Source organism: Martinezella paranaensis (assembly GCF_014200235.1).
In the GTDB taxonomy this organism is placed as follows: domain Bacteria; phylum Pseudomonadota; class Alphaproteobacteria; order Rhizobiales; family Rhizobiaceae; genus Rhizobium; species Rhizobium paranaense.
Genome location: NZ_JACHBI010000012.1, coordinates 99668 through 124164, shown reverse-complemented (window position 1 = coordinate 124164; position 24497 = coordinate 99668). Strand labels below are relative to the sequence as shown.

25 protein-coding genes are annotated in these 24497 nt (G+C 60.1%); 13 read left to right on the top strand and 12 right to left on the bottom strand.

All coding sequences use genetic code 11. The features are described 5' to 3' along the window. The first annotated feature begins 1 nt into the window (after position 1). The 3 genes from ade (at position 2) to GGD50_RS24855 (ending at position 2255) form a co-directional block, all read left to right on the top strand. A complete protein-coding gene (gene ade, locus GGD50_RS24865; RefSeq protein ID WP_107108716.1) occupies positions 2-1699 on the top strand; it encodes an adenine deaminase in 1698 nt (565 codons plus the stop codon). 104 nt (positions 1700-1803) lie between these two features. Then, positions 1804-2004: a hypothetical protein gene (locus GGD50_RS24860; protein WP_107108717.1), complete on the top strand. Its 201-nt coding sequence runs from the start codon at positions 1804-1806 to the stop codon at positions 2002-2004. After that, entirely contained in the window at positions 2001-2255 is a 255-nt protein-coding gene (locus tag GGD50_RS24855) for a type II toxin-antitoxin system RelE family toxin (protein WP_107108718.1), read from the top strand. Before GGD50_RS24860 ends, GGD50_RS24855 begins: the two co-directional genes overlap by 4 nt. On the opposite strand, the gene bglA is transcribed toward GGD50_RS24855, so the two are convergent. Further along, a complete protein-coding gene (gene bglA, locus GGD50_RS24850; RefSeq protein WP_107108719.1) occupies positions 2256-3902 on the bottom strand; it encodes a beta-galactosidase BglA in 1647 nt (548 codons plus the stop codon). It abuts the gene before it with no gap. A gap of 294 nt (positions 3903-4196) precedes the next feature. On the opposite strand from bglA, the gene GGD50_RS24845 reads away from it, so the two are divergent. The 8 genes from GGD50_RS24845 to GGD50_RS24810 all read left to right on the top strand — a co-directional run bounded on the left by GGD50_RS24845 (position 4197) and on the right by GGD50_RS24810 (position 12770). Beyond that, complete coding sequence (locus tag GGD50_RS24845; RefSeq protein ID WP_107108720.1) at positions 4197-5777, top strand: peptide ABC transporter substrate-binding protein; 1581 nt, start codon at positions 4197-4199, stop codon at positions 5775-5777. 51 nt (positions 5778-5828) lie between these two features. Next, positions 5829-6752 (top strand): ABC transporter permease subunit, encoded by a 924-nt coding sequence (locus tag GGD50_RS24840; RefSeq protein ID WP_107108721.1) that lies wholly within the window; start codon positions 5829-5831, stop codon positions 6750-6752. Continuing rightward, on the top strand, positions 6749-7666 hold the full coding sequence (locus GGD50_RS24835) for an ABC transporter permease (RefSeq protein ID WP_107108722.1): 918 nt from the start codon (positions 6749-6751) through the stop codon (positions 7664-7666). The genes GGD50_RS24840 and GGD50_RS24835 overlap by 4 nt, the downstream gene beginning before the upstream one ends. 1 nt (position 7667) lies before the next feature. Continuing rightward, the gene (locus GGD50_RS24830) at positions 7668-8663 is read left to right on the top strand and encodes an ABC transporter ATP-binding protein (protein WP_107108723.1); all 996 of its coding nucleotides are present in this window, start codon (positions 7668-7670) and stop codon (positions 8661-8663) included. Further along, positions 8656-9642 (top strand): ABC transporter ATP-binding protein, encoded by a 987-nt coding sequence (locus GGD50_RS24825; RefSeq protein WP_107108724.1) that lies wholly within the window; start codon positions 8656-8658, stop codon positions 9640-9642. Before GGD50_RS24830 ends, GGD50_RS24825 begins: the two co-directional genes overlap by 8 nt. A gap of 96 nt (positions 9643-9738) precedes the next feature. Beyond that, positions 9739-10656 (top strand): sugar kinase, encoded by a 918-nt coding sequence (locus tag GGD50_RS24820; protein WP_107108725.1) that lies wholly within the window; start codon positions 9739-9741, stop codon positions 10654-10656. 124 nt (positions 10657-10780) lie between these two features. Beyond that, positions 10781-11887 (top strand): glycosyltransferase family 4 protein, encoded by a 1107-nt coding sequence (locus tag GGD50_RS24815; protein ID WP_107108726.1) that lies wholly within the window; start codon positions 10781-10783, stop codon positions 11885-11887. Between the two features lie 442 nt (positions 11888-12329). Beyond that, positions 12330-12770: a MarR family winged helix-turn-helix transcriptional regulator gene (locus GGD50_RS24810; RefSeq protein ID WP_107108727.1), complete on the top strand. Its 441-nt coding sequence runs from the start codon at positions 12330-12332 to the stop codon at positions 12768-12770. A 27-nt stretch (positions 12771-12797) separates the two neighbouring features. Here GGD50_RS24810 and der read toward each other — a convergent pair whose 3' ends face one another. The 3 genes from der to GGD50_RS24795 all read right to left on the bottom strand — a co-directional run bounded on the left by der (position 12798) and on the right by GGD50_RS24795 (position 15606). Continuing rightward, positions 12798-14225, bottom strand: coding sequence for a ribosome biogenesis GTPase Der (gene der / locus GGD50_RS24805; protein ID WP_107108728.1), 1428 nt, complete (start codon positions 14223-14225; stop codon positions 12798-12800). A gap of 15 nt (positions 14226-14240) precedes the next feature. After that, a complete protein-coding gene (locus GGD50_RS24800; protein ID WP_107108729.1) occupies positions 14241-14924 on the bottom strand; it encodes a tetratricopeptide repeat protein in 684 nt (227 codons plus the stop codon). 100 nt (positions 14925-15024) lie between these two features. Next, positions 15025-15606 (bottom strand): NnrU family protein, encoded by a 582-nt coding sequence (locus GGD50_RS24795; RefSeq protein WP_107108730.1) that lies wholly within the window; start codon positions 15604-15606, stop codon positions 15025-15027. Between the two features lie 204 nt (positions 15607-15810). Between GGD50_RS24795 and GGD50_RS24790 the strand changes: the two genes are divergently transcribed. Beyond that, positions 15811-16791, top strand: coding sequence for a polysaccharide deacetylase family protein (locus tag GGD50_RS24790; RefSeq protein ID WP_107108856.1), 981 nt, complete (start codon positions 15811-15813; stop codon positions 16789-16791). Positions 16792-16931: 140 nt separating this feature from the next. Here GGD50_RS24790 and sbmA read toward each other — a convergent pair whose 3' ends face one another. Further along, positions 16932-18197: a peptide antibiotic transporter SbmA gene (gene sbmA / locus GGD50_RS24785; protein WP_107108731.1), complete on the bottom strand. Its 1266-nt coding sequence runs from the start codon at positions 18195-18197 to the stop codon at positions 16932-16934. Positions 18198-18618: 421 nt separating this feature from the next. On the opposite strand from sbmA, the gene GGD50_RS24780 reads away from it, so the two are divergent. After that, positions 18619-19191, top strand: coding sequence for a PadR family transcriptional regulator (locus GGD50_RS24780; protein ID WP_107108732.1), 573 nt, complete (start codon positions 18619-18621; stop codon positions 19189-19191). Between the two features lie 11 nt (positions 19192-19202). Here the strand turns inward: GGD50_RS24780 and map are convergent, their stop codons facing one another. From map to GGD50_RS24745, 7 genes are all read right to left on the bottom strand, one after another. After that, entirely contained in the window at positions 19203-19955 is a 753-nt protein-coding gene (gene map, locus GGD50_RS24775; protein WP_107108733.1) for a type I methionyl aminopeptidase, read from the bottom strand. A 40-nt stretch (positions 19956-19995) separates the two neighbouring features. After that, complete coding sequence (locus GGD50_RS24770) at positions 19996-21057, bottom strand: LLM class flavin-dependent oxidoreductase (RefSeq protein ID WP_107108734.1); 1062 nt, start codon at positions 21055-21057, stop codon at positions 19996-19998. 176 nt (positions 21058-21233) lie between these two features. Beyond that, positions 21234-21746, bottom strand: coding sequence for a GNAT family N-acetyltransferase (locus GGD50_RS24765; RefSeq protein WP_107108857.1), 513 nt, complete (start codon positions 21744-21746; stop codon positions 21234-21236). A gap of 62 nt (positions 21747-21808) precedes the next feature. Next, positions 21809-22222, bottom strand: coding sequence for a DoxX family protein (locus tag GGD50_RS24760; RefSeq protein ID WP_107108735.1), 414 nt, complete (start codon positions 22220-22222; stop codon positions 21809-21811). 30 nt (positions 22223-22252) lie between these two features. Then, on the bottom strand, positions 22253-22723 hold the full coding sequence (locus tag GGD50_RS24755; RefSeq protein WP_107108736.1) for an SRPBCC family protein: 471 nt from the start codon (positions 22721-22723) through the stop codon (positions 22253-22255). Between the two features lie 98 nt (positions 22724-22821). After that, positions 22822-24078 carry an RNA polymerase sigma factor gene (locus GGD50_RS24750; protein WP_107108737.1) on the bottom strand — a complete coding sequence of 419 codons (1257 nt, stop codon included), beginning with the start codon at positions 24076-24078 and terminating at the stop codon, positions 22822-22824. Beyond that, positions 24075-24449 carry a YciI family protein gene (locus GGD50_RS24745; RefSeq protein WP_107108738.1) on the bottom strand — a complete coding sequence of 125 codons (375 nt, stop codon included), beginning with the start codon at positions 24447-24449 and terminating at the stop codon, positions 24075-24077. The genes GGD50_RS24750 and GGD50_RS24745 overlap by 4 nt, the downstream gene beginning before the upstream one ends. Positions 24450-24497: the final 48 nt, after the last annotated feature.

Here is a 24497-nt window from a genome sequence, read left to right as displayed (position 1 = left end):
CATGTCGGAAAAACTTGAACGCTATATCGACCAGGGTGTCGGCCGGGAGCCGGCGGATATCGTGCTCAAGGGCGGGCGGTTCTTCGACCTGGTGACGGGCGAGCTCGTCGCCTCGGATATCGCCATCTGCGGCGATCGCATCGTCGGCACCTGCGGCACCTATCAGGGCCGCGAGGAGATCGATATCTCCGGGCGGATTGTCGTTCCGGGCTTCATCGATACGCATCTGCATATCGAATCCTCCCTGGTGACACCGCATGAGTTCGATCGCTGTGTTCTGCCCTATGGCGTGACCACGGCCATCTGCGATCCGCATGAGATCGCCAATGTGCTCGGCACGGAAGGTATCCAGTATTTTCTGGATTCCTCGCTGGAAACCATCATGGACGTCCGCGTCCAGCTTTCCTCCTGTGTGCCGGCAACGCATCTGGAGACGTCGGGAGCCGATCTGCCGATCGAACGACTCCTGCCCTTCCGCGATCATCCGAAGGTCATCGGCCTGGCAGAATTCATGAATTTCCCGGGTGTCGTGCACAAGGATCCCATCTGCATGGCCAAGCTCGACGCCTTTCAGGGCGGCCATATCGACGGCCATGCGCCGCTTTTGCGTGGCAACGACCTCAACGGCTATCTCGCCGCCGGCATCCGCACCGAACATGAATCGACGACCGCCGAGGAAGCGCTCGAAAAGATCCGCAAGGGCATGCATATCTTGGTGCGCGAAGGCTCGGTCTCCAAGGACCTGCATGCGTTGATGCCGATCCTCACCGAGCGCCTGTCGCCCTATCTGGCGCTTTGCACTGACGATCGCAATCCGCTCGACATCGCCGAACAGGGCCATCTCGATTATATGATCCGCACTGCGATCGCCCACGGCGTCGAGCCGCTGGCGATCTATCGCGCAGCCTCCATCTCGGCCGCCCGCGCCTTCGGCCTGCGGGACCGTGGCCTGGTGGCGCCCGGCTGGCGCGCCGATCTGGTCGTCATCGACAGTCTGGAGAACTGCAAGGCGGAGACCGTCTTCTCCGCGGGCCGGCGCGTCACTGCAGAGCTTTTCGCCACCCGCAAATCCGTCGCCCCGGTCGGTCTCGACAGCGTCAAAGCGCGCCCGATCAACGCTGCCGATTTCGGCGTGCCGATGACCGAGGGCGAAAGCTCCGTGATCGGCGTCACCCCCGGAAAAATCATCACGCAGCATCGCCGTTACCGCCTGCCGGTCAAGGGCAACCAGACCGATATCGATCTCGGCAACGATGTCATCAAGGTGGCCGTCATCGAGCGGCACGGCAAGAACGGCAATCATGCTAATGGTTTCGTTCAGGGCTTCGGCCTGAAGAAGGGCGCCATCGCCTCGACGGTCGGTCACGATAGCCACAACATCTGCGTCGTCGGCGTCAATGAAGACGATATGGCTCAAGCCGCCAACCGCCTCAGCGAAATCAATGGCGGCTTCGTCGTCGTCGAAAACGGCGTCGTCACCGGCGAAATCGCCCTGCCAGTCGCCGGCCTGATGAGCCTCGAGCCCTATGAAAATGTGCGCGATACGCTGCATCACCTGCGCCAGGCTGCTTACGCCCTCGGCGCGACGCTGGAAGAGCCCTTCCTGCAGCTCGCCTTTCTGCCGCTGCCGGTCATCCCACATCTGAAGATTTCAGACCGAGGTCTTGTCGATGTCGACAAGTTTATGCTGATTGGGTGATGAAGCCCGCAATCAAACAATTCACGCGCTGGGACTCCAATTGAGTGGCGCGTATTGTTATCTTTTAATCGCAACGCAAAATCACTTGGCAACGGAAAATACTCGTGACGAAGCTTGAGCAGATTGAGAAAAACATCACCGAACTGGGACAAGAGGATTTCAAGGCGTTCACCGAATGGTTTGAAGCTCTCCAGGCGGCTCGCTGGGACAAGCAGATTGAGGCCGATATCAACGCCGGTAAGTTGGACCAGCTAGCAGACGGAGCCCTCGCCGATTTCCGGGCAGGAAAGACTAAGGCGCTGTGAAACATCATGCGGCGCCGACATTCTGGCAAGCTTATGAAAAGCTGCCAAAACACGTCCAAGAACTGGCTGATCGCAACTTCGAACTACTGAAATCGAACCCGAAGCATCCGTCGCTTCACTTCAAGCAAGTGGGACGCTTTTGGTCAGCCCGTGTAGGAATTTCCTGGCGTGCGCTTGCCGCAGCGGATGGGGAGGATCTCATTTGGTTCTGGATCGGCTCCCACACCGACTACGACAAACTCCTGCGCTGATCATCCCACCTGCCCGCAGAACACGTCCAGTGCCGCGAGGGTCACCGCCTCGCTGGCGTGGGCGGTCGCAAAGCCCGGCATCGGCACGGTCTTTGTCACTTTGATCCCCTTTGGCAAAGCGACCTTTACAGGCTCCCGGGACAGGTTGAAGACAAAGAGCAGTGTTTCGCCCCCCTTCTTGCGCGTAAAGGCGAGAACATCTGCTTTGGTATCGAGGAAGGTCATGTCGCCGTCGACCAGCGCTGCGTGCCGCTTTCGGAAGGCCAGCGTCGCACGGTAATGATGAAGAACGGACTGCGCATCCGCCTCCTGCTTGTCGACGGCGAGTGACGCGTGCTGATAGGGCACCGGCAGCCATGATTTCTCGGCCGTGCTGAAGCCCGCATGCACGCGGCCCGCCTCCCAGGGCATCGGCGTGCGGCACCCGTCGCGGCCCCTGAAGGCCGGCCAGAAGCGGATGCCGTAGGGGTCCCGAAGATCCTCGAAAGCGAGCTCCGCCTCGGGCAGGCCCAGTTCTTCACCCTGATAGAGACAAATCGAACCGCGCAAGGTGGAGAGCAAGGAGATCGCCAATTTGGCGACACGCGGCTGCTCGGCCTCCGTTTCGGCAAACCGGCTAACATGACGGTTCACGTCGTGGTTGGAGAAAGCCCAGCAAACCCAGCCGTCTGTGACGTTTTCCTGGAAATCGCCGACACAGCGGCAGAAATGTTCTGGCGTGAAGTCCGGGCCTAGCAGGTCGAAGGTATAGCACATATGCAGCTTGTCGCCGCCGCTGGTATAGGCGGCGACCGTCTGCAGCGAGCGGGCGCCATCGCCGACTTCGCCGACGGTCGTGCGTCCCTCGTACTGATCCAGCAGCTTGCGGAAGCGCTTCAGGAAGCCGATATTTTCCGGCTGCGTCTTGTCGTGGAGGTGGTTCTGCATGCCATAGGGGTTGCTTTCCGGCGCATCCAGTCCGCCAATGGCAACCGCGGCCGGCGGATTGTCCCGCAGCTTCTTGTCACAGAAATAATAGTTCACCGTATCCAGCCGGAAACCGTCGACGCCGCGATCGAGCCAGAACTTGACCGCCGCAAGCACGGCATCCTGGACCTCGCCATTGTGGAAATTCAAATCCGGCTGAGAGGTCAGAAAATTGTGCTGGTAATATTGACGGCGCACGCCGTCCCATTCCCAGCCCGGCCCGCCGAAGATCGACAGCCAGTTGTTCGGCGCCGTGCCGTCCGGCTTCGAATCGGCCCAGACATACCAGTCCGCTTTGGGATTGTTGCGGCTTGCCCGGCTCTCGACGAACCAGGGATGGCGATCCGACGTATGCGAGATCACCTGATCGATGATGACCTTGAGGCCGAGCGCATGTGCAGCCGTCATCATCTCATCGAAATCGGCGAGCGTGCCGAAGATTGGATCGACGTCGCAATAGTCGGCGACGTCATAACCCATATCGGCCATCGGCGAGGTGAAGAACGGAGCCAGCCAAATGGCATCGACGCCGAGTGAGGCAATATGCGGCAGGCGGCGGGTGATGCCTTTGATATCGCCGAGCCCGTTGGCGTCGGTATCCTGAAATGACCGCGGATAGACTTGATAGATCACCGCACCGCGCCACCAATCGGCTCCCGCCGCTTTGTCCGTTGATTTCATGAAACAATCCGCCTCGATTTCCTCTCGCCCTTCAGATTGCACACTAAGCCTTGGGCGGCAAGCTGCAACTCAGGCGAAGGGTGAGCCCGTGCTTATATGAGCAAAAATTTGTGAAGTGATTTCGGAAAACTGCCAATGTAGATATTCACAGCCGCGAGCCCGAGCTTGCTTTAGGACTTGAAAGCGACGTTGCATCGGATAACTTGCGACATTGACCTGCACGTACAGGTCACCTGCGGGATAAAAATAGCCTTAAAAAACAAGGCCCATAGCTCCAGAAAGGTGGGGAAAGATATGACTCATTTTAGCAAGAAGTTCATCGTGTCGGCATTCGTCGGCACGTTGTTAAGCGTCTCTGCACATGCAGCAACCCTCAATATCCACAACGGCGGCGACCCCACGTCGCTCGACCCGCAAAAAATTTCCGGTGACTGGGAAAACCGCATCGACGGCGACATTTTCGAAGGCCTGGTGACGGAAGATTCCAAGGACAACCCGATCCCTGGCCAAGCGGCAAGCTGGACCGTTTCCCCCGACCAGAAGGTCTATACCTTCAAGCTGCGTGACGGCATCAAGTGGTCCGATGGCCAGCCGGTGACCGCCGAGGATTTCGTCTTCGCCTTCCGGCGCCTGATGGACCCGAAGACCGCCGCCCAATACGCCTATCTGCAGTACACGATCTTGAACGCGGAGAAGATCAACAAGGGCGAGATCAAGGATCTGACGCAACTCGGCGTCAAGGCCATCGACGACAAGACGCTGGAAATCACGCTTGAGAACCCGACGCCTTACTTCCTCAATGCCCTGATGCACTACACGGCCTACCCGCTGCCGAAGCATGTCGTGGAAGCCAAGGGCGACGAATGGGTCAAGATCGGCAACATCGTCACCAACGGCCCCTATAAGCCCGTAGAATGGGTGCCCGGCTCGCACGTCGCCAACGTCAAGAACGATCAGTACTATGACGCCAAGAACGTGAAAATCGACAAGGTGAACTTCTACACGCTGGAAGATCAGGCAGCCGCGCTGAAGCGCTATCGCGCCGGCGAATTCGATGTTCTGACGTCGTTCCCCGCCGATCAGTTCGAGTGGATCCAGAAGAACCTTCCTGGCCAGGCACATGTGGTTCCGTTCCTCGGCACCTATTACTACGTCCTGAACGCCACCAAGCCGCCCTTCAATGACAAGCGCGTCCGCCAGGCCCTCTCCATGGCCGTTAACCGCGAGGTCATCGGGCCGAAGATCCTCGGCACCGGCGAGCTGCCGATGTATTCCTGGGTACCGCCGGGCACGGCCAATTACGGCGAGCCGGCTTACGTGAGCTGGAAGGATGAGCCTTATAAGCAAAAGGTCGAAGAGGCCAAAAAGCTGCTGAAGGACGCCGGCTTCGGCCCTGACCATCCGCTGAAGGCACAGCTTCGCTACAACACCAACGACAACCATAAGCGCATCGCCGTTGCGATCGCCGCCATGTGGAAGCCGCTCGGCGTCGATATCGAACTCTACAACACCGAAACCAAGGTGCATTACGATGAAATGCAGCGTGGCCAGGTGGAAATTGGCCGTGCCGGCTGGCTTGCCGACTACAACGACCCGATCAACTTCCTGAACCTGCTGTCCACCGGCGTCGAGATGAACTACGGCCGCTGGAGCAACCCGGATTACGATGCGCTGATCAAGCGGGGCAACGAACAAACCGACCTGCAGAAGCGGGCCGAAATCTACAAGAAGGCCGAGCAGCTCGCTCTCGACGACAGCGCTGCCATCCCGATCTACTACTACGTTTCCCAGAACATCGTCGCCCCGAAGGTCCAGGGCTTCGTCGATAATATCCAGGACATCCACCGCACGCGCTGGCTGTCGATCAAAGAATAATTGGGAACAGGCCCCCTCCCGGACACAACCGGGAGGGGGCCGTCTAAGACCATGTTTGGCTACGCTCTCCGTCGTTTGCTGTCTACAATCCCGGTCCTGTGGATTGCCGTGACAGTGTGTTTTTTCATTCTGCGCCTCGCTCCCGGCGGCCCTTTCGATGGCGAAAGGCCATTGCCGCCGGAAGTCAAAGCCAACCTCGCGGCTCACTACAACCTCGATAAGCCCCTGGTTGAGCAATACCTGATCTATGTCGGCGACGTCATGAAGGGCGACCTTGGCCCCTCCTTCGCCAATCAGGACTTCACCGTCACCCAGCAGATCATGTCCGGCTTCCCCTATACGCTCACCATCGGCGGCGCCGCCTTCGTGCTCGCAACCATCGTCGGGGTGTTTATAGGCTGTCTTGGGGCGCTCTATCAGAACCGCTCGGCCGACTATTGGCTGGGCGGCGGGCTCTTGATCGGCCTGGTCATGCCAAGCTTCCTGATCGCCCCGATCCTTCAGCTCGTCTTTGGCAATACGCTCGGCTGGCTGCCGGTCGGCGGCTGGGGTGATGGCTCGATCCGGTTCCTGATCCTGCCCATCGTCGTCCTGACGCTGCCGCATGCGGCACGCATCTCGCGGCTGATGCGCGGCTCGATGATCGAGGTGATGAGCCAGAACTTCATCCGCACCGCCAAGGCCAAGGGCATAGGCCCGCGGCTCACCGTAATGCGGCATGCGTTGAAACCGGCCATGATGCCCGTCGTGTCCTATCTCGGACCGGCGGCAAGCTACCTGCTCACCGGTTCACTGGTCGTCGAAAGCATTTTCGGCCTCCCCGGCGTCGGTCGCTACTTCGTCGGCGCAGCGCTGAACCGCGACTACGGCATGGTCCTCGGCACGGTCATTTTCTACATGGTCCTGATCGTGGTCCTCAATCTGCTGGTCGACATCGCCTATGCCTGGCTCGATCCGAAAGTGAGAATGCGATGATCCTCAATTCCGCCAAGAGAGAATTGCTGGAAGCGGAATTGCTTTCGGCAGAAGGGCTTGCACCCAAGGGGCGCTCCCTCACCGGCGATGCGATGCGTCGCCTGCTCCGCAACAAGGCCGCAGCACTTTCCCTGATCGTGCTGGGGCTGCTGGTTCTTGTCGCCATTTTCGGCCCGTACTTCCTGCCCTTCAACTATGAGGACCCGGACTGGAACTCCTTTCGAGGCGCGCCAGACTTTGCCGCCGGCCACTATTTCGGTACCGATGGCAACGGTCGCGACCTTCTATCGCGCACGCTCTACGGTACGCGCGTTTCGCTGACCGTCGCGCTCGTCGCCACCCTCGTCTCGGTGGTCATCGGCGTGCTCTACGGTGCCGTCTCGGGTTATTTCGGGGGCCGTGTGGACGCCATCATGATGCGCTTCGTCGATATCATGTACGCGCTCCCCTACGTCCTCTTCGTCATCCTGCTGATGGTGATCTTCGGCCGCAACGTCTATCTGCTGTTTGCGGCGATCGGTGCGCTCGAATGGCTGACCATGGCGCGTATCGTGCGTGGCCAGACGCTCTCCATCAAGCAGCGGGAGTTCATCGAAGCCGCGCGGGCCTCCGGCCAGCGATCGTTCAAGATCATCCTCAAACACATCGTGCCGAACCTCGTCGGTCCGGTCGTCATCTACGCGACGCTGACCATTCCCGAGATCATCGCAACGGAGAGCTTCCTCTCCTATCTCGGCTTCGGCGTGCAGGAACCACTGACCTCCCTCGGCACGCTGATTGCGGAAGGCTCGGCCGGCATGGAGACGACGCCCTGGCTGCTGTTCTTCCCGGCCGGCTTCTTGGTCGCGCTGTTGATGAGCCTGCTCTTCATCGGCGATGGCCTGCGCGACGCTTTCGATCCGAAGGATCGCTGACATGACAGATACACTTCTCGAACTCAAAGACTACTCCATCACCTTCCGCACCCCGGAAGGCGAAGTCGCCGCCGTCTCAAAGATGAACCTCAAGATCGGCCGTGGCGAACGCATCGCCATCGTCGGTGAATCCGGTTCCGGCAAGAGCCAGACCTTTCTCGGCCTGATGGGCCTGCTCGCCAAGAACGGCCGCACCAGCGGCCAGGCGCTGCTCGACGGCAAGGACCTGCTGACGCTGAAGCCCCGCGAACTCGACCATGTGCGTGGCAAGGACATGGCCATGGTCTTCCAGGACCCGATGACGGCGCTCAATCCATCGCTGCGCATATCGCGGCAATTGACCGAGCAGCTCGAGGTCCATGGCGGGCTTTCGGCGCGTGCGGCTTCGGCGGCAGCACTCGACATGCTGAAGCGGGTCGGTATCCCTGACCCGACGCGCCGCTTCAACCTCTATCCGCATGAGCTCTCGGGCGGCATGCGCCAGCGCATCGTCATCGCCATGGCGCTGCTCACCAAGCCGAAGCTCCTGATCGCCGACGAGCCGACGACGGCGCTCGACGTGACGATCCAGGCGCAGATCCTTGATCTCTTCAACGAGCTGACGGCGGAAATGCACACGGCGCTGGTGATGATCACCCACGATCTCGGCGTCGTTGCCGGCCTCGCCGACCGCGTCGCCGTCATGTATGCCGGCCGCATCGTCGAGGAAGCACCGGTCGAGGAGCTGTTCGAAAATCCGGCCCATCCTTACACCGCGGCGCTCCACGCCTCCATCCCGCGGCCGGATCAGGATGTCGATGATCTCGCCGTCATTCCTGGCCGGCCGCCGAACCTGATGCATCTGCCACGCGGCTGCTCCTTCTCGCCGCGCTGCGCCCATGTGCAGGACGACTGCCTGGACGCACCGCCGCCGCTCGACCGGCTTGCGCCGCAACGCTGCGCCGCCTGCTTCCATCCTCTTTCCGCCCAGCAGGAACGGAGCCTCATCCATGGCTGAACCCACGCTTCTGAAGGTCGAGCATCTGACCACCGAATTCGAGCTGCCATCGAAATCCTTCTTCAAACCGCCGTTGGTCCTGACGGCGGTCAACGACGTCAGTTTCGAACTGAAGACCGGACGCACGCTCGGCATCGTCGGCGAATCCGGCTGCGGCAAGTCCACGCTCGGCCGCTCCATCCTGCGGCTGATCAAGGCGCAGAAGGGCCGCATCATGTGGCAGGGCGGCAACCTGCTAGATCTTTCGGAGGAGGAAATGCGCGCCGCCCGCCGCGACATGCAAATCATCTTCCAGGACCCGATCGCCTCCCTCGACCCGCGCATGACGGTCGGCGACATCATCGCCGAGCCGCTGACCGTCTTCGAGCCAAAGCTGACGAGAGCTGAGCGGCAGGACCGCGTCCGCGAGATCATGGCAGCGGTCGGCCTCGTGCCGGAGATGATCAATCGCTATCCGCACGAGTTCTCCGGCGGCCAGGCGCAACGCATCGGCATCGCCCGCGCTGTGGTGACGCGGCCAAAGCTGATCGTCTGCGATGAGCCGGTCTCGGCCCTCGATGTTTCGATCCAGGGCCAGGTGATCACGCTGTTGCGCAAGCTGCGCAAGGAGTTCGGTCTGACGCTGATCTTCATCAGCCACGATCTCTCCGTCGTGCGCCTGATCTCGGACGACGTGCTGGTGCTTTACCTTGGCAAGGTGGTGGAAGCGGGCGACGCTGCCACCGTCTTCGACCATCCGGCCCATCCCTATACGCAGGCGCTGTTCTCCGCCGCCCCTATCCCCGACCCGAAACGGGCGCGGGGCCGCGAGCGCATTCGCCTGCAGGGCGATCCGCCTTCGCCGCTCAATCCACCAGCCGGCTGCGTCTTCTCGCCGCGCTGCTGGAAGGCGACGGATATCTGCAGGACAAAGATGCCGCCGACCGAACAGGTTCGCCCCGGCCAGACCGCGGCGTGCTATCATATGGACAGGCCGTAAAGCTCAAAAAAGGTGGACGGCGCAGCCCGCCGTTCGCCTTGCTCAAGCAGCCACATACGCGTATGCAGCAGCGAAGGGAAAACGCAGGAGGACGTCTTGGGCGGGCATTTTCTATCGATCGGCGAATGCATGGTGGAGCTGTCGCAGGCCCCGGACGGGCATCTGCGCAAGGGCTTTGCCGGCGACACCTTCAACACAGCCTGGTACGCCCGCGCCTGCCTGCCGGCGGATTGGTCCGTCGATTATTTCACCGCGCTCGGCGATGACCCGATGTCAGACGAAATGCTGGATTTCATGAAAGCGCATGACATCGGCATTTCGAATATCCGCCGTCTCCGTGGCAAGACGCCTGGCCTCTACATGATCAACCTGAAGGATGGCGAGCGCTCTTTCAGCTATTGGCGCGATAGTTCGGCTGCCCGCCAGCTTGCCGCCGATGGCGACCGGCTTCGCACCGCGATCGAAGAGTCCAACGTCCTCTATTTCTCCGGCATCACCCTGGCGATCCTGTCGCATGAAGACGCCGAGACGCTGCTTGCCGAGCTCCGCCGCGCCAAGGCCGTCGGCAAGCTGGTGGTCTTCGACCCCAACCTGCGCCCGCGTCTTTGGTCGAGCTTCGACGCGATGCATACCATGATCGGCGAAGGCGCACGGGCCTCGACGCTAGTGATGCCAAGCTTCGACGACGAGGTCTCTCATTTCGCCGACGACTCGATTGCCGGCACCATCCGCCGCTATCGGCAGCATGGCGCCAATATGGTCGTCGTCAAGAATGGTCCAGACGGCGCGACCGTCGGAACCGATGCCGGCGAAACGCTTGTTCCAGCCGTCAAGGTCGCCAAGGTCGTCGACACCACCAGCGCCGGCGACAGCTTCAATGGCGCGTTCCTCGCGCATTATCTGGAGCATGACGACCCCGTTGCCGCCGCCCATTTTGCCGCAGGGATCGCCGCAAAGGTCATCCAGGAACACGGTGCCTTGGTGCCGCCGGAAAAGCTGCAGGCCGCCGGCTGAACACTGTAATATTTCCATCATAGACACCCCGCACAATAAGGCAGGCGCGGGAATCATCTTTACTGCACCGGAATTGGTTGTACCGACACCATGAGGGTGCGGTGCGGATGGAACGTTTTTGGATATGTTGCAGCGCTTGTCGGACATCGATCACAGAGCATGGGCCGAAGCGGCTACCCCGGTCGCGACGCCGGAGCGCTTGCTCATCGTCAGCGATGCCTGGCACCCGCAGGTGAATGGCGTCGTCCGCTCCATCGAAAATACCAACCGCGAACTGGCGCGTATCGGCGTGGATGTCGTCATGATCACGCCGGAAGGTTTCCGCAACGTCCCCTGCCCGACCTACCCGGAAATCCGCTTGTCGATTGCAAGCTACCGCAAAGTCGCCGCCAGGATCGAAGCGGTCCGGCCAACCTATGTGCATATCGCGACAGAAGGTCCACTCGGGCTGACGGCCAGGCGCTGGTGCTTGAAAAACGGCATGCCGTTTTCGACGAGCTATCACACCCGCTTCCCCGAATATGTTGCGGCCAGGCTGCCGATCCCACAGAGCTGGCTCTACGCCTTCGTCAAATGGTTTCACAATGCCGGCTCCGGCTGCATGGTGGCGACACCGAGCCTTGCCAGTGAGCTCAAGCAGAAGGGCATCCATAATCTGCTGCCCTGGAGCCGCGGCATCGACTCGACGCTTTTTCGCCCCCAGCCGCTCGAGGAAAACCCCTTCGGCCTGCCTCGCCCGATCTTCATGACCGTCGGCCGGGTAGCGCTCGAAAAGAACCTGCCGGCCTTCCTCGATCTGGACCTTCCCGGTTCGAAGGTGGTCGTCGGCGACGGACCGGCGCGCGCCGAGCTGCAGAAACTTTATCCAAAGGTGCTCTTCCTCGGCTCGAAGTTCGGCGAAGCGCTAGCGCATGCCTATTCGCAAGCCGACGTTTTCGTCTTCCCGTCAAAGACCGATACGTTCGGCAACGCTATTTTGGAGGCCTTGGCGAGTGGCGTCCCCGTCGCCGCCTATCCCGTCACCGGCCCCGCCGATATCCTTGGTGGCAACGATGCAGCCGGCGTCGTCGATGAAGACCTGGCGAAAGCCTGCCGTGCCGCACTCTCCTCTTCCCGCGAAGAGGCTCGCGCGCTGGCACTCAACTACTCCTGGGAAGCCGCCACGACGCAATTCATCAGCAACGTCCGTCTCGCCAATCATCGCGGCCGGACGTTGCCTCGAAACGACTGAGTGTGGGCCATTCGCCGTCGCCCGACGGCCGCTGTTGCGTGTCAGGCACGCATGAATTCACGATTCTCTTCGATCTTTAGCTGACAAGGAATGAGGTTCGCATCGCAACCGGCTCTGGCCGGCGCAGGCGTGACGTCATATTGCGCAATGCGGCGAGGGAACAGTTAGCCGGTCCACCGCGTTCACTGGCACGCATAGCGACGTTTTGCCTTCATCCGCGAACGTCACAACATTGAATTCTTTGGCATGTTCCGCCACAGACTTGGCATCGGCACCAATGTTGGTGACCATCCGCGAACCGCGTGGCCGGCTCTCCAAGGCAACTTACATTGCGCAGGACTCTTTATCGCTAAAATCAAGAAAATGCATAGCTGTCATGCATTTTTATGTATACGATTATTTATCGCACGATTTAAGTAAAGTCGCTTATGGAGTGCTAAACATGACAGACGACCCGCTGAAACTGGATACTTTCATATGCTTCGCCCTTTATTCGGCGAACCATGCGATGAATCGGCTATACAAGCCCATGCTCGACGAGCTGAACCTCACCTATCCGCAATATCTCGTCATGGTGACGTTGTGGGAGGAGGATGGCCAGACCGTCGGCGGCATCGGCGAAAAGCTTTTTCTGGAATCAAGTACGCTGACGCCGCTGCTGAAGCGCCTGGAAGCCGCCGGCTTCATCCGGCGTACCCGCAGCAAGGAAGATGAACGCCAGGTGCTGATCCGCCTGACGAGCGAAGGCACGGCTTTGAAGAAGAAAGCCACAGGCATTCCCGCCTGCATTCTCGATGCATCGGATACGACGGCGAACGAGCTGACGCGGTTGAAAGTGGAAATCATTAAGCTGCGCGAAGCACTGAGCAAGAACGCGGCCTGATCCCTCAGCCACTGATCCCCTGGGCCGTCACCGCTTCTTTTTGCTCTCGTACGGATTTTCCGACGAGCGGAAATGGATGCGGATCGGCACGCCCGGCATGGCGAAATCTTCGCGCAGGCCGTTGATCAGGTAGCGCACATAGGATTCCGGCAGCGCATCCGAGCGCGTACAGGAAATCATGAAGGCCGGCGGGCGCGCCTTCACCTGGGTCATGTATTTCAGCTTGATGCGCCGGCCGGAAACCGCCGGTGGTGGATGCTGGACCTGCTGCGTCTCCAGCCAGCGATTGAGCCTTGCGGTGGACACGCGCTTGTTCCAAACCTTATCGGTATCGACGACCGCTTGCATCAAGCGATCCAGCCCCTCGCCCGTCTGACCGGAAATCGGGACGGCGCGAATGCCGCGAGCCTGCGGCAGCAGCCGATCGGTCTTTTCGCGCAGATCGGCAAGCACCGCCTGGCGATCCTCGATCATGTCCCACTTGTTGAAGGCAAGCACGGCGGCCCGGCCCTCGCGGACGACGAGATCGACGATCTGCAGATCCTGCTTCTCGAAGGGAATGGTGGCGTCGAAGACGATGACCACGGTTTCCGCGAAACGAATGGCGCGCAACGCATCGGCGACGGAGAGCTTTTCGAGCTTTTCGGTCACCCTGGCCTTGCGGCGCATGCCGGCGGTATCGAACATTTTCACGGTGCGGCCGCGCCAGCTCCAATCGACCGAGATCGAGTCGCGGGTAATTCCGGCTTCCGGACCGGTCAGCAGCCGGTCCTCACCAAGGAAGCGATTGATCAGGGTCGACTTGCCAGCATTCGGGCGGCCGACGATCGCGACACGCAGCGGCCGCGTGTCGTCATAGGCCGGCTCCTCGTCGATCTCTTCACCGTCTTCGCCGACGGCAGGACGCGGAATGTTGACATTCGTCTCCGCCTCATCATCCCTGGGCGGAAAGGCGCGCTCATGGCCGAGCGCCTCGACGATGGCATCGCGCAGATCCATCATGCCCTGGCCATGTTCGGCAGAGATCGGGCAAGGCTCGCCAAGGCCGAGCGTGAAAGCATCGTAGAAACCGCTATCCGAACCGCGTGCTTCCGACTTGTTGGCGACGAGCACCACCGGGCGTCCGCGCTTGCGCAGCATTTCGGCCAGCGCCTTGTCGACATGTGTCAGGCCCATCTTGGCGTCGACGACGAAGAGCGTCAGATCGGCTTCGTCGATCGCAGCCTCCGTCTGGGCGCGCATGCGGCCTTCCAACGTCTCCTCGCCGGCTTCTTCAAGACCAGCGGTATCGACAATGCGAAAACGAAGATCGACGAGGCGCGCATCGCCGGGACGGCGGTCGCGCGTCACACCCGGCGTGTCGTCGACAAGCGCCAGCTTCTTGCCAACCAGACGGTTGAAAAGAGTGGACTTACCGACATTCGGGCGACCGACGATCGCAACCGTGAAACTCATTTAGTGATTTACCCTTCAGCCTTTCGCGACCGGTGCCTTGCCGGATGCGGTAATGAGATCAAGCAGCATCTGGGCGCGGTTGCCGACATTGCGCGGGCTCTGGGGATCGTCGACGATCGCCTGGAACCATTGACGCGCCTTGGCAAAATCGCCGGCCTTGTAGGCAGCAAGACCGAGCACGTCACGTGCGGAATGCCGGAAGGCATTGGCCGGCACGGCCAGTTCCTGGGCTTCCGCGGCAACTTGGTCGTACGTGCCCGTATCGACAAGCAAATAAGCAGCGCGCAGGCGAGCCGCATCCTGGATAACGGCCGGAACGCCGGATTCCTTGCCGATCGCCGAGAAGGCGGCGATCGCGCCGGCCGTATCGCCCTTCTGCGCCTGCAGCGTAGCGGCGCGCATGCGCGCCAGCAGCGGATAAGAACCGCTGCCGCTCTTCTCGATGGCGGCCAATGCAGCCAGCGCATCGTCCGTCTTGTTCTGGTCAGCCAGCGTCAACGCGGCGATGAACTGATCGCCGCTGCTGCCGGCCTGACGACCCGACCAGTAGCGGTAGCCGCTAAAGGCCGCAGTGCCGAGAACGATGAGCACGGCAGCACCGATGATAAGCCGGCCAAAACGGCGCCATACGAACCGCAACTGGTCCGAACGCAGTTCCTCGTTCACCTCGCGGATGAAGCTATCGTCGTTGAATGCCATTCTCGTCTCCGGCCCAGGCCAAAATATTGCAAAGAGCTTATGGGTAGTGGGGCCTTCTACTCCATTTTGCGGCCGTTGTAAGGGGGAATGGCAGAAATCGTCACATAACGAGCGGCGAAACCCCGATAATCCACGCGTGCAGCTTCCAAATGATCAATCCCCAGACCACGATGCCGATGACGATGGCATAAAGATCGTATTTCGCCGAAACGAAGGGCCGCAGGGAAATCTCGCCCGCGCGTTCGCGCCGCTTCAGCGATATCCGCATGATAACGCCCCAGGCCAGGAAGGCGGCAAACAACAGCATGGCGGCGCCATCGCCATTGGAAAGCAGATGCGCGAAGGCCCAGATCTTCACCGACAGCACCATCGGATGCTTCGTCCTGACCGCGATATGCCCTGCCGGCAGCAGAGAGGCGACAAGACAGATCAGTGCAAAAAGCATTAGCAGGATGGTGATATGGCTCATCCAGAATGGCGGAGACCAGATCGGGGTCGAATCGCGCGCTTGCCCGAAGCCGTAGATCAATAGAATCAGCGTGACGATGCTGGCAATCGAATATCCGATCTTCCAGCCGCCCTCGCCGAGACTCTCGATCATCGAGCGGCGGAAGCCGGGTATCACGACGCGGATCAGATGAATACCAAGGAAAAGGATGATGCCAAGGATGAGCAGTGACATGAGTGAAATCCTGTTCGTGTCTTATAGAGACACCAGTATCGACTATGGCGAAAAATTGCCAGCGGGACCGCAGCTTTGCCGCATTTGACCGGCAGGGAGGCAAGAAAGCTAAGCATCTCTCCCGAACCGCATGTTCACGCTGCGAAAAGCGTGAAGCGGATTACGGACAAGATCATGCCCACCTCCACAATTTTCACGGTGCCCATGTTTCGTTTTGTCTCTTTCACCTCCCTCGCCCTCTCCTTTGCCTTGCCGGCAATTGCCGAGGCTCAAGAAAAGCCGAAGCAATTGGTAATGATCTCTTTCGACGGCGCACATGACAATGCGCTGTGGACGAAGAGCCGCGAGATCGCTTCGCGCAACGGCGCACATTTCACCTACTTCCTGTCCTGCACCTTCCTGATGAACCGCGATCAGGCCAAGGTCTATCAGGCGCCGGGACAGAGAGCCGGCAAATCGAATGTCGGTTTCGCCAAGAGCGAGGACGACGTGCACACGCGTATCGCCAATATCTGGGGCGCACATCTCGAAGGCCACGATATTTCCAGCCACGCCTGCGGCCATTTCGACGGCAAAGCATGGACATCGGCAGACTGGCAGCAGGAATTCATGAATGCCCGCATCGCGCTACGCGATGCCTGGAAGAACGTCGGCGAAGCGGACAAGGAACCACCGGGCTGGCAGGAATTTGCGACGAAAGACGTCAAAGGTTTCCGCGCGCCCTATCTTTCGACCAGCGACGGCCTGATGCCCGCCGAAAAGGCCGTGGGTTTCCAGTACGACGCCAGCCTGGTGACCAAAGGCCCGGCATTGCCGCAGGTGGTCGACGGCATCTACCGCTTTGGCCTGCCGCTGATCCCTGAGGGTCCGGACCACCATCCGGTGATCGGCATGGACTATAATCTCTATGTTCACCATTCCAAGGGCGTCGAAGACAAGGCGGATTCCAAGTCCTTCGAAGACCGCACCTTCGATGCATTCGAAGCCGCCTTCGCCAAGCAATATAATGGCGACCGCATCCCGCTGCAGCTCGGCTTCCATTTCGTCGAAATGAACGACGGCGCCTATTGGCGCGCGCTTGATCGCTTCGTCAGCGACGTCTGCCACAAGGACGGCGTTGCCTGCGTCAGCTATTCCCAGGCGATCCCATTGATCGCGGCGCGAGGCAAAGCGCAACAGGGGTGAGGAGCGGTTGGGCGAGCCCGAGCAAAGCTAAGGCCGGTGGTGCGGCAAGCGGAGGCTCCTCGATTAGCCTAACGCTCCCAATTTCCCGCCATTGGTATCATTGAAAAAGGCTCCGCTTCCGGAGCCTTTTCCTTGTTTCATTACCCATCGACATGCACGATGCCGGTCTCACGCTCCAGATAAGTCTGGTCGATCTTCGGTAACGGCTCATCATCGATCGCCGCTTCGAAAGCCTTGAGGCGCTTGTGGATCGACAGGAGCTCGATGATCGTCGTCCAGGAGTTGACGAGATACTGGAACGAATTGCTGACCTGGCCAAAGGCGGTCGCGATCTGCTGATAGATGCCGTAGGTGATCGCGCCGGCGACAAAGGTCGGAACCAGCATGAACAACACGAACATCGAGTCCGCCTGCAGATAGAAATAGCGGGCGACGTTGAAATAGACGTAGTGGAAGTAAATGCGGTAATAGTTCCGCCTGACATTCGCGAAGAGCTCTCCGACGGTCGCCGGCTGCGCACGCTCGCCATTGTCTTCGCCGTAAACGAGCTCCTTGCGGTAAGCTGCTTCCACACGCTGGTTCTTAAAATTCAGGCCGGGCAGCTTGATGCCGGCAACCGCCAGCAACACCGTGCCGAAAGCCGACCAGAAGAGCGCCAGCCAGAAGAGCGAATGGGAAATCTTGCCGATGATCGGCAGTTCGGTGACATAGCTCGAAAGCGCAAGCAGAATCGGCAGAAACACGATCAGCGTCATCACCGAGTTGATCAGGCTGATGCCCAATCCTTCCAGGGTGCTGGAAAAACGCATCGTATCTTCCTGCACACGCTGCGAAGCGCCTTCGATGTGACGCAGCTTTTCCCATTTCGACATGTAGAAGCTGTTCATCGCCGTACGCCAGCGGAAGATATAATGGCTGGTGTAGAAATCCGTCAGGATGGAGACGAACATGCTGAGGAAGGCGATCTGCGCGAAGATTATCATCAACGTGTAGAAGCTCTCCACCGTCACCCCAGGCTGTTTCGTGAGCGCAGCCTGCAGGAGGTCACCGAAAGGACGGCGGAAGTTGTTGACGACGACGGACACCTGGACACCGAAATAGGTGACCAGAATGATCAGCGCCGAGCCCCAGATCGACCAGAGCTTCCAGGGATGATCCCAGGCTTTGATGTGCCATGCCCCGCAGAAAATCGCGGTGCATAAAAAGAAAAACCCGTAGAACCAGAGATTCCCCCACAACACGAAATAGCTGAGGTCATAGGGCTCCTGCCCTTCCGCAGGCATGACGAAACCGAGATGCGTCCCCAAATCGGAAAGAGACGCATACCAGACTGCTATGCAGAGAATCGTCCAGACCACCATCGAGGTGAAGAACAGCTTTGGCTGGGGGAAGAAAGAGTGAAACACGGGAGGCAAGCTTTCTTGATTGGGTCAGCGACCGCAATGACGTTTATTCGCGGCGAACCTAAGGCACTTCGCTGGAGGCGGCAACCGGCCTTGGCTTATTCTTACATAGATGTAATCGCTTATCCCATGATCGTGATGCGATTGTTCAGCCACGGTTTCCCTTTTTAGGAAGGCCACCCTGTCGCCGTTCAGAGATCCGGCAACCCCTTCACTGCAAAAATCCCGTGCCCTCTTGCAGAATTCTATCTTACGATATATATCGTACGACATGACGAACGATATAAACCCTCGTCATCAAAGGAGATACATTATGAGAGGCTTTAGAGATCGCATGTGCGGCGATAGCTTTGACACCATCGAGGCATATATCCTACGACATGGCGAAAGCCGTGATTCACACGGGAGGCACAGGAGAGACTTCATGAGAGGCTTCAAGGGCGGCATGTTCGGCGGCGGCTTTCGCACCGGCCGAAAATTCGATGCCGCTGATCTGCAGCTCATCATTCTCGCCCTGCTTTCCGAGCAGCCGCGGCATGGCTATGAACTGATCAAGACCCTGGAAGAGCGCTCCGGCGGCTTCTATGTGCCGAGCCCCGGCGTCATCTACCCCGCCCTCACCTACCTGGAAGAGACGGGCCTGGCCGAAGTCGAAGCGAGCGGCACGAAGAAACTCTACCGCATCACTGAAAACGGTCAGAAGCGCGTCGAGGAAAACCAGGCGCTGGTCGAGGCGACGCTCGCCAAGCTCAGCGCCATTGGCGAGAAGATGGCGCATGTCAGGCGCGTCTTTGGCGGCGAAGATGCCGGCGACGATGAAGGCCGCGAAGGCCCGTTCGGCCGCGATGCCGGCGATGTTCACCTCGCACGCCAGCTTCTGCGCTCGGCGCTGCGCTCGAAATATCCATGGAGCAAGGCTGAAGGCGCGCGCATCGCCGCAATTCTCGAACGCGCCGCCGCCGATATCATCCGCGGCGAGACGAAGGCGGAAGACTAAGGTCTAGCCGCTTAGTTGTCCGCCAAGGTCAGGATGACAGGCCCGTTGCGGGTGGCGACGACGGTATGCTCGAACTGAACCGTGGGCGCGCGCGGATCGGCATAGAGCGTCCAGGCATCATCGCCGCCCTCCGCCCAGCTTGCGCCGAGCGATAGGAACGGCTCGACGGTGAAGACGAGGCCGTCCTGCATGATGCGGGTCTCGTCCGGATCAGCCCAGGTAGACACTTCCGCCGGTTCCTCATGCAGCGAACGGCCGATGCCATGGCTCGCAAGATTGGCGATCAGCGTATAACGGTTCTTCTGGGCGAAAGCACCAACGGCGTGGCCGATCTTCGAGAAAGGCGCGCCGCTGCGCACCTGGTTCAGCCCAACCCAGAGCGCCCGCTTGCCGTCGCGGCAAAGACGTTCGATCTTCGGCTTGACCGGCGGCACGGCAAAGGACGAGCCGGTATCGGCGAAGAAACCATCCTTCTCCGCGGAAACATCGAGATTGACGAGATCGCCGGCCTGGATCACCCGCGGACCGGGAATGCCATGCGCCACTTCCTCATTGACGCTGATGCAGGTGGCGCCGGGAAATTTGTAAACAAGTTCCGGCGCCGAGCGGGCGCCGGCATCGTCCAGCACCTTGCGGCCAATATTGTCGAGTTCCAGTGTGGTGATGCCCGGCTCCAGCGCCGCAGCCATCGCCTGTATGGCGTTGGCGCAGATGCGGCCGATTTCTTTCAGCTTGGTCAGTTCGTCGTCGTTCGAGATGATCATTCAAAGCTTCCGGATAGCATGCGTCTGTTCGGACAGGCGTTCAAGCCGTCGCTTTCGCCTCTTCGCTTTCTTCAGTCAATGCCTTTCTGACAAGCGGCGCGACTTTCGTGCCGTAAAGCTCGATCCCGCGCATGATCTGCTCATGCGGCATTGTGCCGATCGCCATCTGCAGCAGGAAGCGATCATTCTTGAACAGCTTGTGATGAGCGACGATCTTCTGCGCCACCACTTCGGGATCGCCGACGAAGAGCGCACCATGCGGCCCGCGCGATTGGTCGAAATGTGCCCGGCTCGTCGGTCCCCAGCCGCGCTCGCGGCCAATCCGGTTCATCACCTCGGCCTGCGGGCCATAGAACTGATCGGCGGCGGCCTCAGTCGTACCGGCTACGAAGCCGTGAACATTGATGCTGGTTTTTAGCTTGGCTGCATCCTGCCCGGCGCGGCGGGCGGCCTCGCGGTAGAGATCGATGAGCGGCGCAAACCGGCGCGGCTCGCCGCCGATGATGGCAAGTGCCATCGGCAGACCAAGGGCACCGGCGCGCGCAACTGACTGCGGCGTGCCGCCGACTGCCACCCAGATCGGCAAGGGATCCTGCAGCGGTCGGGGATAGACCCCTCGCCCATGGATCGGTGGGCGGAGTTCGCCTGTCCAATTCACCTGTTCGCTCTCACGGATCGCCAACAGCAGGTCGAGCTTTTCCTCGAAAAGCTGGTCGTAATCTTCGAGATTGTAACCGAAGAGCGGGAAGGACTCGATGAACGAGCCTCGTCCCGCCATGATCTCGGCGCGGCCGTTGGAAATGAGGTCGAGCGTCGAAAACTGCTGGAATACGCGCACCGGATCGTCCGAACTCAGCACCGTCACGGCACTGGTCAACCGGATGTTCTTCGTCTTTGCCGCAGCCGCCGCAAGGGCGACGGCCGGAGCCGATGCTGCGTAATCCGGGCGATGATGCTCGCCGAGCCCGAAGACATCGAGACCGACCTGATCGGCCAGCTCGATCTCCGCGATCAAATTCTTCAGGCGACGCGCCGCTTCCGCACCCTTGTTGAGGGCGGGATTGGGATCGACGTCCGCGAAGGTATAGAGACCAAGTTCCATGATAAAAATCCCATCTGTCATTGACGGACGAAATAGGAAGGCAAGGCTGATACCGCAAATATGAATTGTCGAACGGTTTGTTCGACAATGTTGATACTAAGCCTCTAATTCGAATCCGAATTCAACAGCTTGTCCGCCGCTTCGGAATCGACATCGGAAGCCCTTGATGCTGGACATCAAAGGCGCGGATCGTCCGACAGCAACGCCCAGCGTTCATGGTCGCACCAGACGCCGCCGATCCTCAGATATTTGGGTGAGAAACCTTCCTTGCGGAAGCCGAGCCTTTGCACCAAGGCGATGGAGGCATGGTTCGCGGGCTGAATATTAGCCTCCAGCCGATGCAGGCCGATATCGTCGAAACCATGGGCGACTGCCAGACGTAGTGCCTCGGTCATGAAACCCTGGCCGGCAAAGGCCACCATGCCGTGATAGCCGAGAAAGGCGCTGCGGAAACCGCCCCAAACCACCTGGCTGATATTGACCACTCCGACGATACCGCCCGAACCGGCATCGCGCGCAACCAGGCCGATATTGGATCCGGTCACGGTTTGCCCGAACCAGGCATCGAAGCCATCCCGATCCAGGAAGGGATAGGCCCATGGCGTATGATAAGCGCGGCTCGCTATATTCGCCGCGATCAGTTCGCCAGCATCGGATTGCCTGACTGGTGCGATGGTGACTTGCGGCATGGCTCGCTCCACAAATAGATGTGGCAGCGAGGCATAGCAAATCGAATCCAAAATCAACAGCTTCAACGCAGGAACGGAATCATTTTCCGAACCGCTTCATAGCGAAGATAAAGTCCGCCCCAGGCGATGACGCCGAGGTAGAAACCGAACAGCAGATGCGAGAACACCGGGCTGCCGACCCTGAGATGCGTCGCCATCGCCCCACCGAGCAGACCGGTGAGAAGGATCGCGCCGAGAACCGATGTCTGGGGAATGGCGTATAGAACTGCGCAAAGAAGCGTGATGGCACCGAGCAGCCGCGCCAATGCCGGATCGGCGGAATAGCCGAGAGCTTCCATAGTCTCCGTAACCACAGGCAAAGGAATGAGCTTGATCGCGCCGTCAAAAACAAGAAAGGCGACGATCAGGCCGCTGAGGATCGTGCCGGCCACACGCTGCACCCGAGAACTGGATGGTGATTCCATTGCATAAAACATTGCTGTATCCCCCGGAATTGAATCAACAATTCAGATCTTCGACGCCAGCGCCGCGAGCTGGTCGGTGCACTGGCCCCACCCCTCGTGAAACCCCATCTTCTCATGCGCCTCGCGATCCTCCGCCGTCCAATGCAGGACCGTCGCGGTATAGCGTGTCTTGCCATTGCCGAGATCGTCGAGCTGGATGGTGCCCACCATGAAGGGTTTGGCCGAGGGTACCCACGCGCTGGTGAAGGCATCCGTGAACACGATCCGCTCGTTCGGAACGACCTCGAGATAGACGCCGACGTTCGGGTACTCCTCCCCGTCCGGACTGCGCATGGTGATGGAGCTTGTGCCGCCGGCGCGAACGTCGAGTTCGGCCGCCGAAATCGTCCAGGGCAGCGGCGCAAACCATTGCTTCACAAGGTCCGCTTCCGTCCAGCATCGATAGATCTTCTCGCGCGGAGCATCGATGATGCGGGTAAGAGAAAGTTCGAGGCGTGCATTCTGTTCGGTCACGGCGTGTTCCTTTCTTTCGCGTGAAACGGCCTGATCGGCCTATGTCTCAAGGACGTTGACGTCAGCCTCTTCCCGACATGGAAGGACGGATTTTTTGATTATTTTGCAATTGCCGGAACCGCGGCGCTGAGGCGGTCGAGCTGATGACGGATATGGGCGGCTTCGGCGGGCGAATGGGCCAGCGCGATTGCACGGTCGAAGGCAACGTGCGCCTCACGCGGCCGCCCTAATTGGGCAAGAAGACCGCCCCGAAGCCCGTGAAAATAGAAATAGCCATCGAGTTTATCCGTGAGCGCCTCGACCAAGGCCAGCGCCTCCTCCGGCCCTTTAAGCTTGGCAACTGCGACGGCGCGGTTCAGCGTCACGACTGGCGACGGGTGCAGCCGCTCCAGCGTTTGATAGAGCAGATCGATTTCCGCCCAATCCGTATCCTCGGCTCGCTTGGCGCGCGAATGCAGCGCGGCGATGGCGGCCTGAAGCTGGTAGGGTCCGGGGCGGCGATGGCGGATTGCCTTGTCGAGCAGAGCAAGCGCCTCATCGATCAATTGGCGGTTCCAGAGCGACCGGTCCTGGTCCTCCAGTAGAATGATCTGGCCGTCCGCATCGAAGCGGGCAGCATTCCGCGATTGCTGCAGCAGCATCAGCGCCAGCAGACCCATGATCTCAGGTTCCGCCTGAAAGATGCGCAGCAACAACCGACCCAACCGGATTGCCTCATCGGCAAAGGCGGACGCCTCGCGGCCCGGTCCGCCGGCGGAATAACCCTCGTTATAGATGAGATAGATCATGGCGCTGACAAGCGCCACGCGCTCGGCCCGCTCGACCGCACCCGGCGTCTCGAAAGGCACGCCGGCGGCCGCAACACGCGCCTTGGCGCGGGTGATGCGTTGCTCCATCGCGCTTTCGCTGACGAGGAAGGCACGGGCGATCTGGGTCACCGAAAGGCCGGAGACGACGCGCAGCGCCAATGCGATCTGCTGCGTCGCCGGCAGGTCGGGATGACAGCAGATGAACAGCAATCGCAGAATATCGTCACGATAGTTGGAGCCGTCGAGCCGCTCGGCAATATCGCTTTCGGCGTCGCCGGTATCGGAGATCACCTCCTCATCCGGCAAGCCCTGCGTCTTCGACTGTTTGCGCACGGCGTCGATGCCGCTGTTGCGGCCGACGAAGATTAGCCAGGCGACGGGATCGCGCGGCGGCCCCTTATCCGGCCATGTCTTCAAAGCTCTAAGACAAGCCTCCTGAAACGCCTCCTCGGCAATATCGAGATTACGGAAATACCGCAGCAACGCGCCGAGCACCTGCGGCCGGGCATTGGTGAATGCGATATCGATCCAGGCGAGGTCCGTCATGTTGCGATCGTCCCTGGTCTAAAGACATAAAGCGGGCGGATTTCATAGGAACCGGCGCCGGGATTGGCGATGGCCAGTTTCTTTGAAAATTCAATCGCTTCGTCAAGCGTCTCAAAGTCGACGACGTAGAAGCCGAGCAATTGTTCCTTCGTTTCTGCAAAAGGTCCGTCGATGACGAGGGGTTCGTTCTTGCCCTTGCGCAGCGTCGTTGCCGCCGTCGTCGGCATCAGCCGCGCGACCGGACCGAGCTTGCCGGCTTCGCCAAGCGGCGCCTGCACCGCCAGCAACCGGTCCATCGTCGCCTCTTCCTCCTCCTTGGACCAGGAAAATACGGCGTCTTCGTCGTTGTAGCATAGGATCGCGTAGAGCATGAGGACCTCCTTCTCATGTAAGACGAGGGAGTATCGCCCGCGCCGACA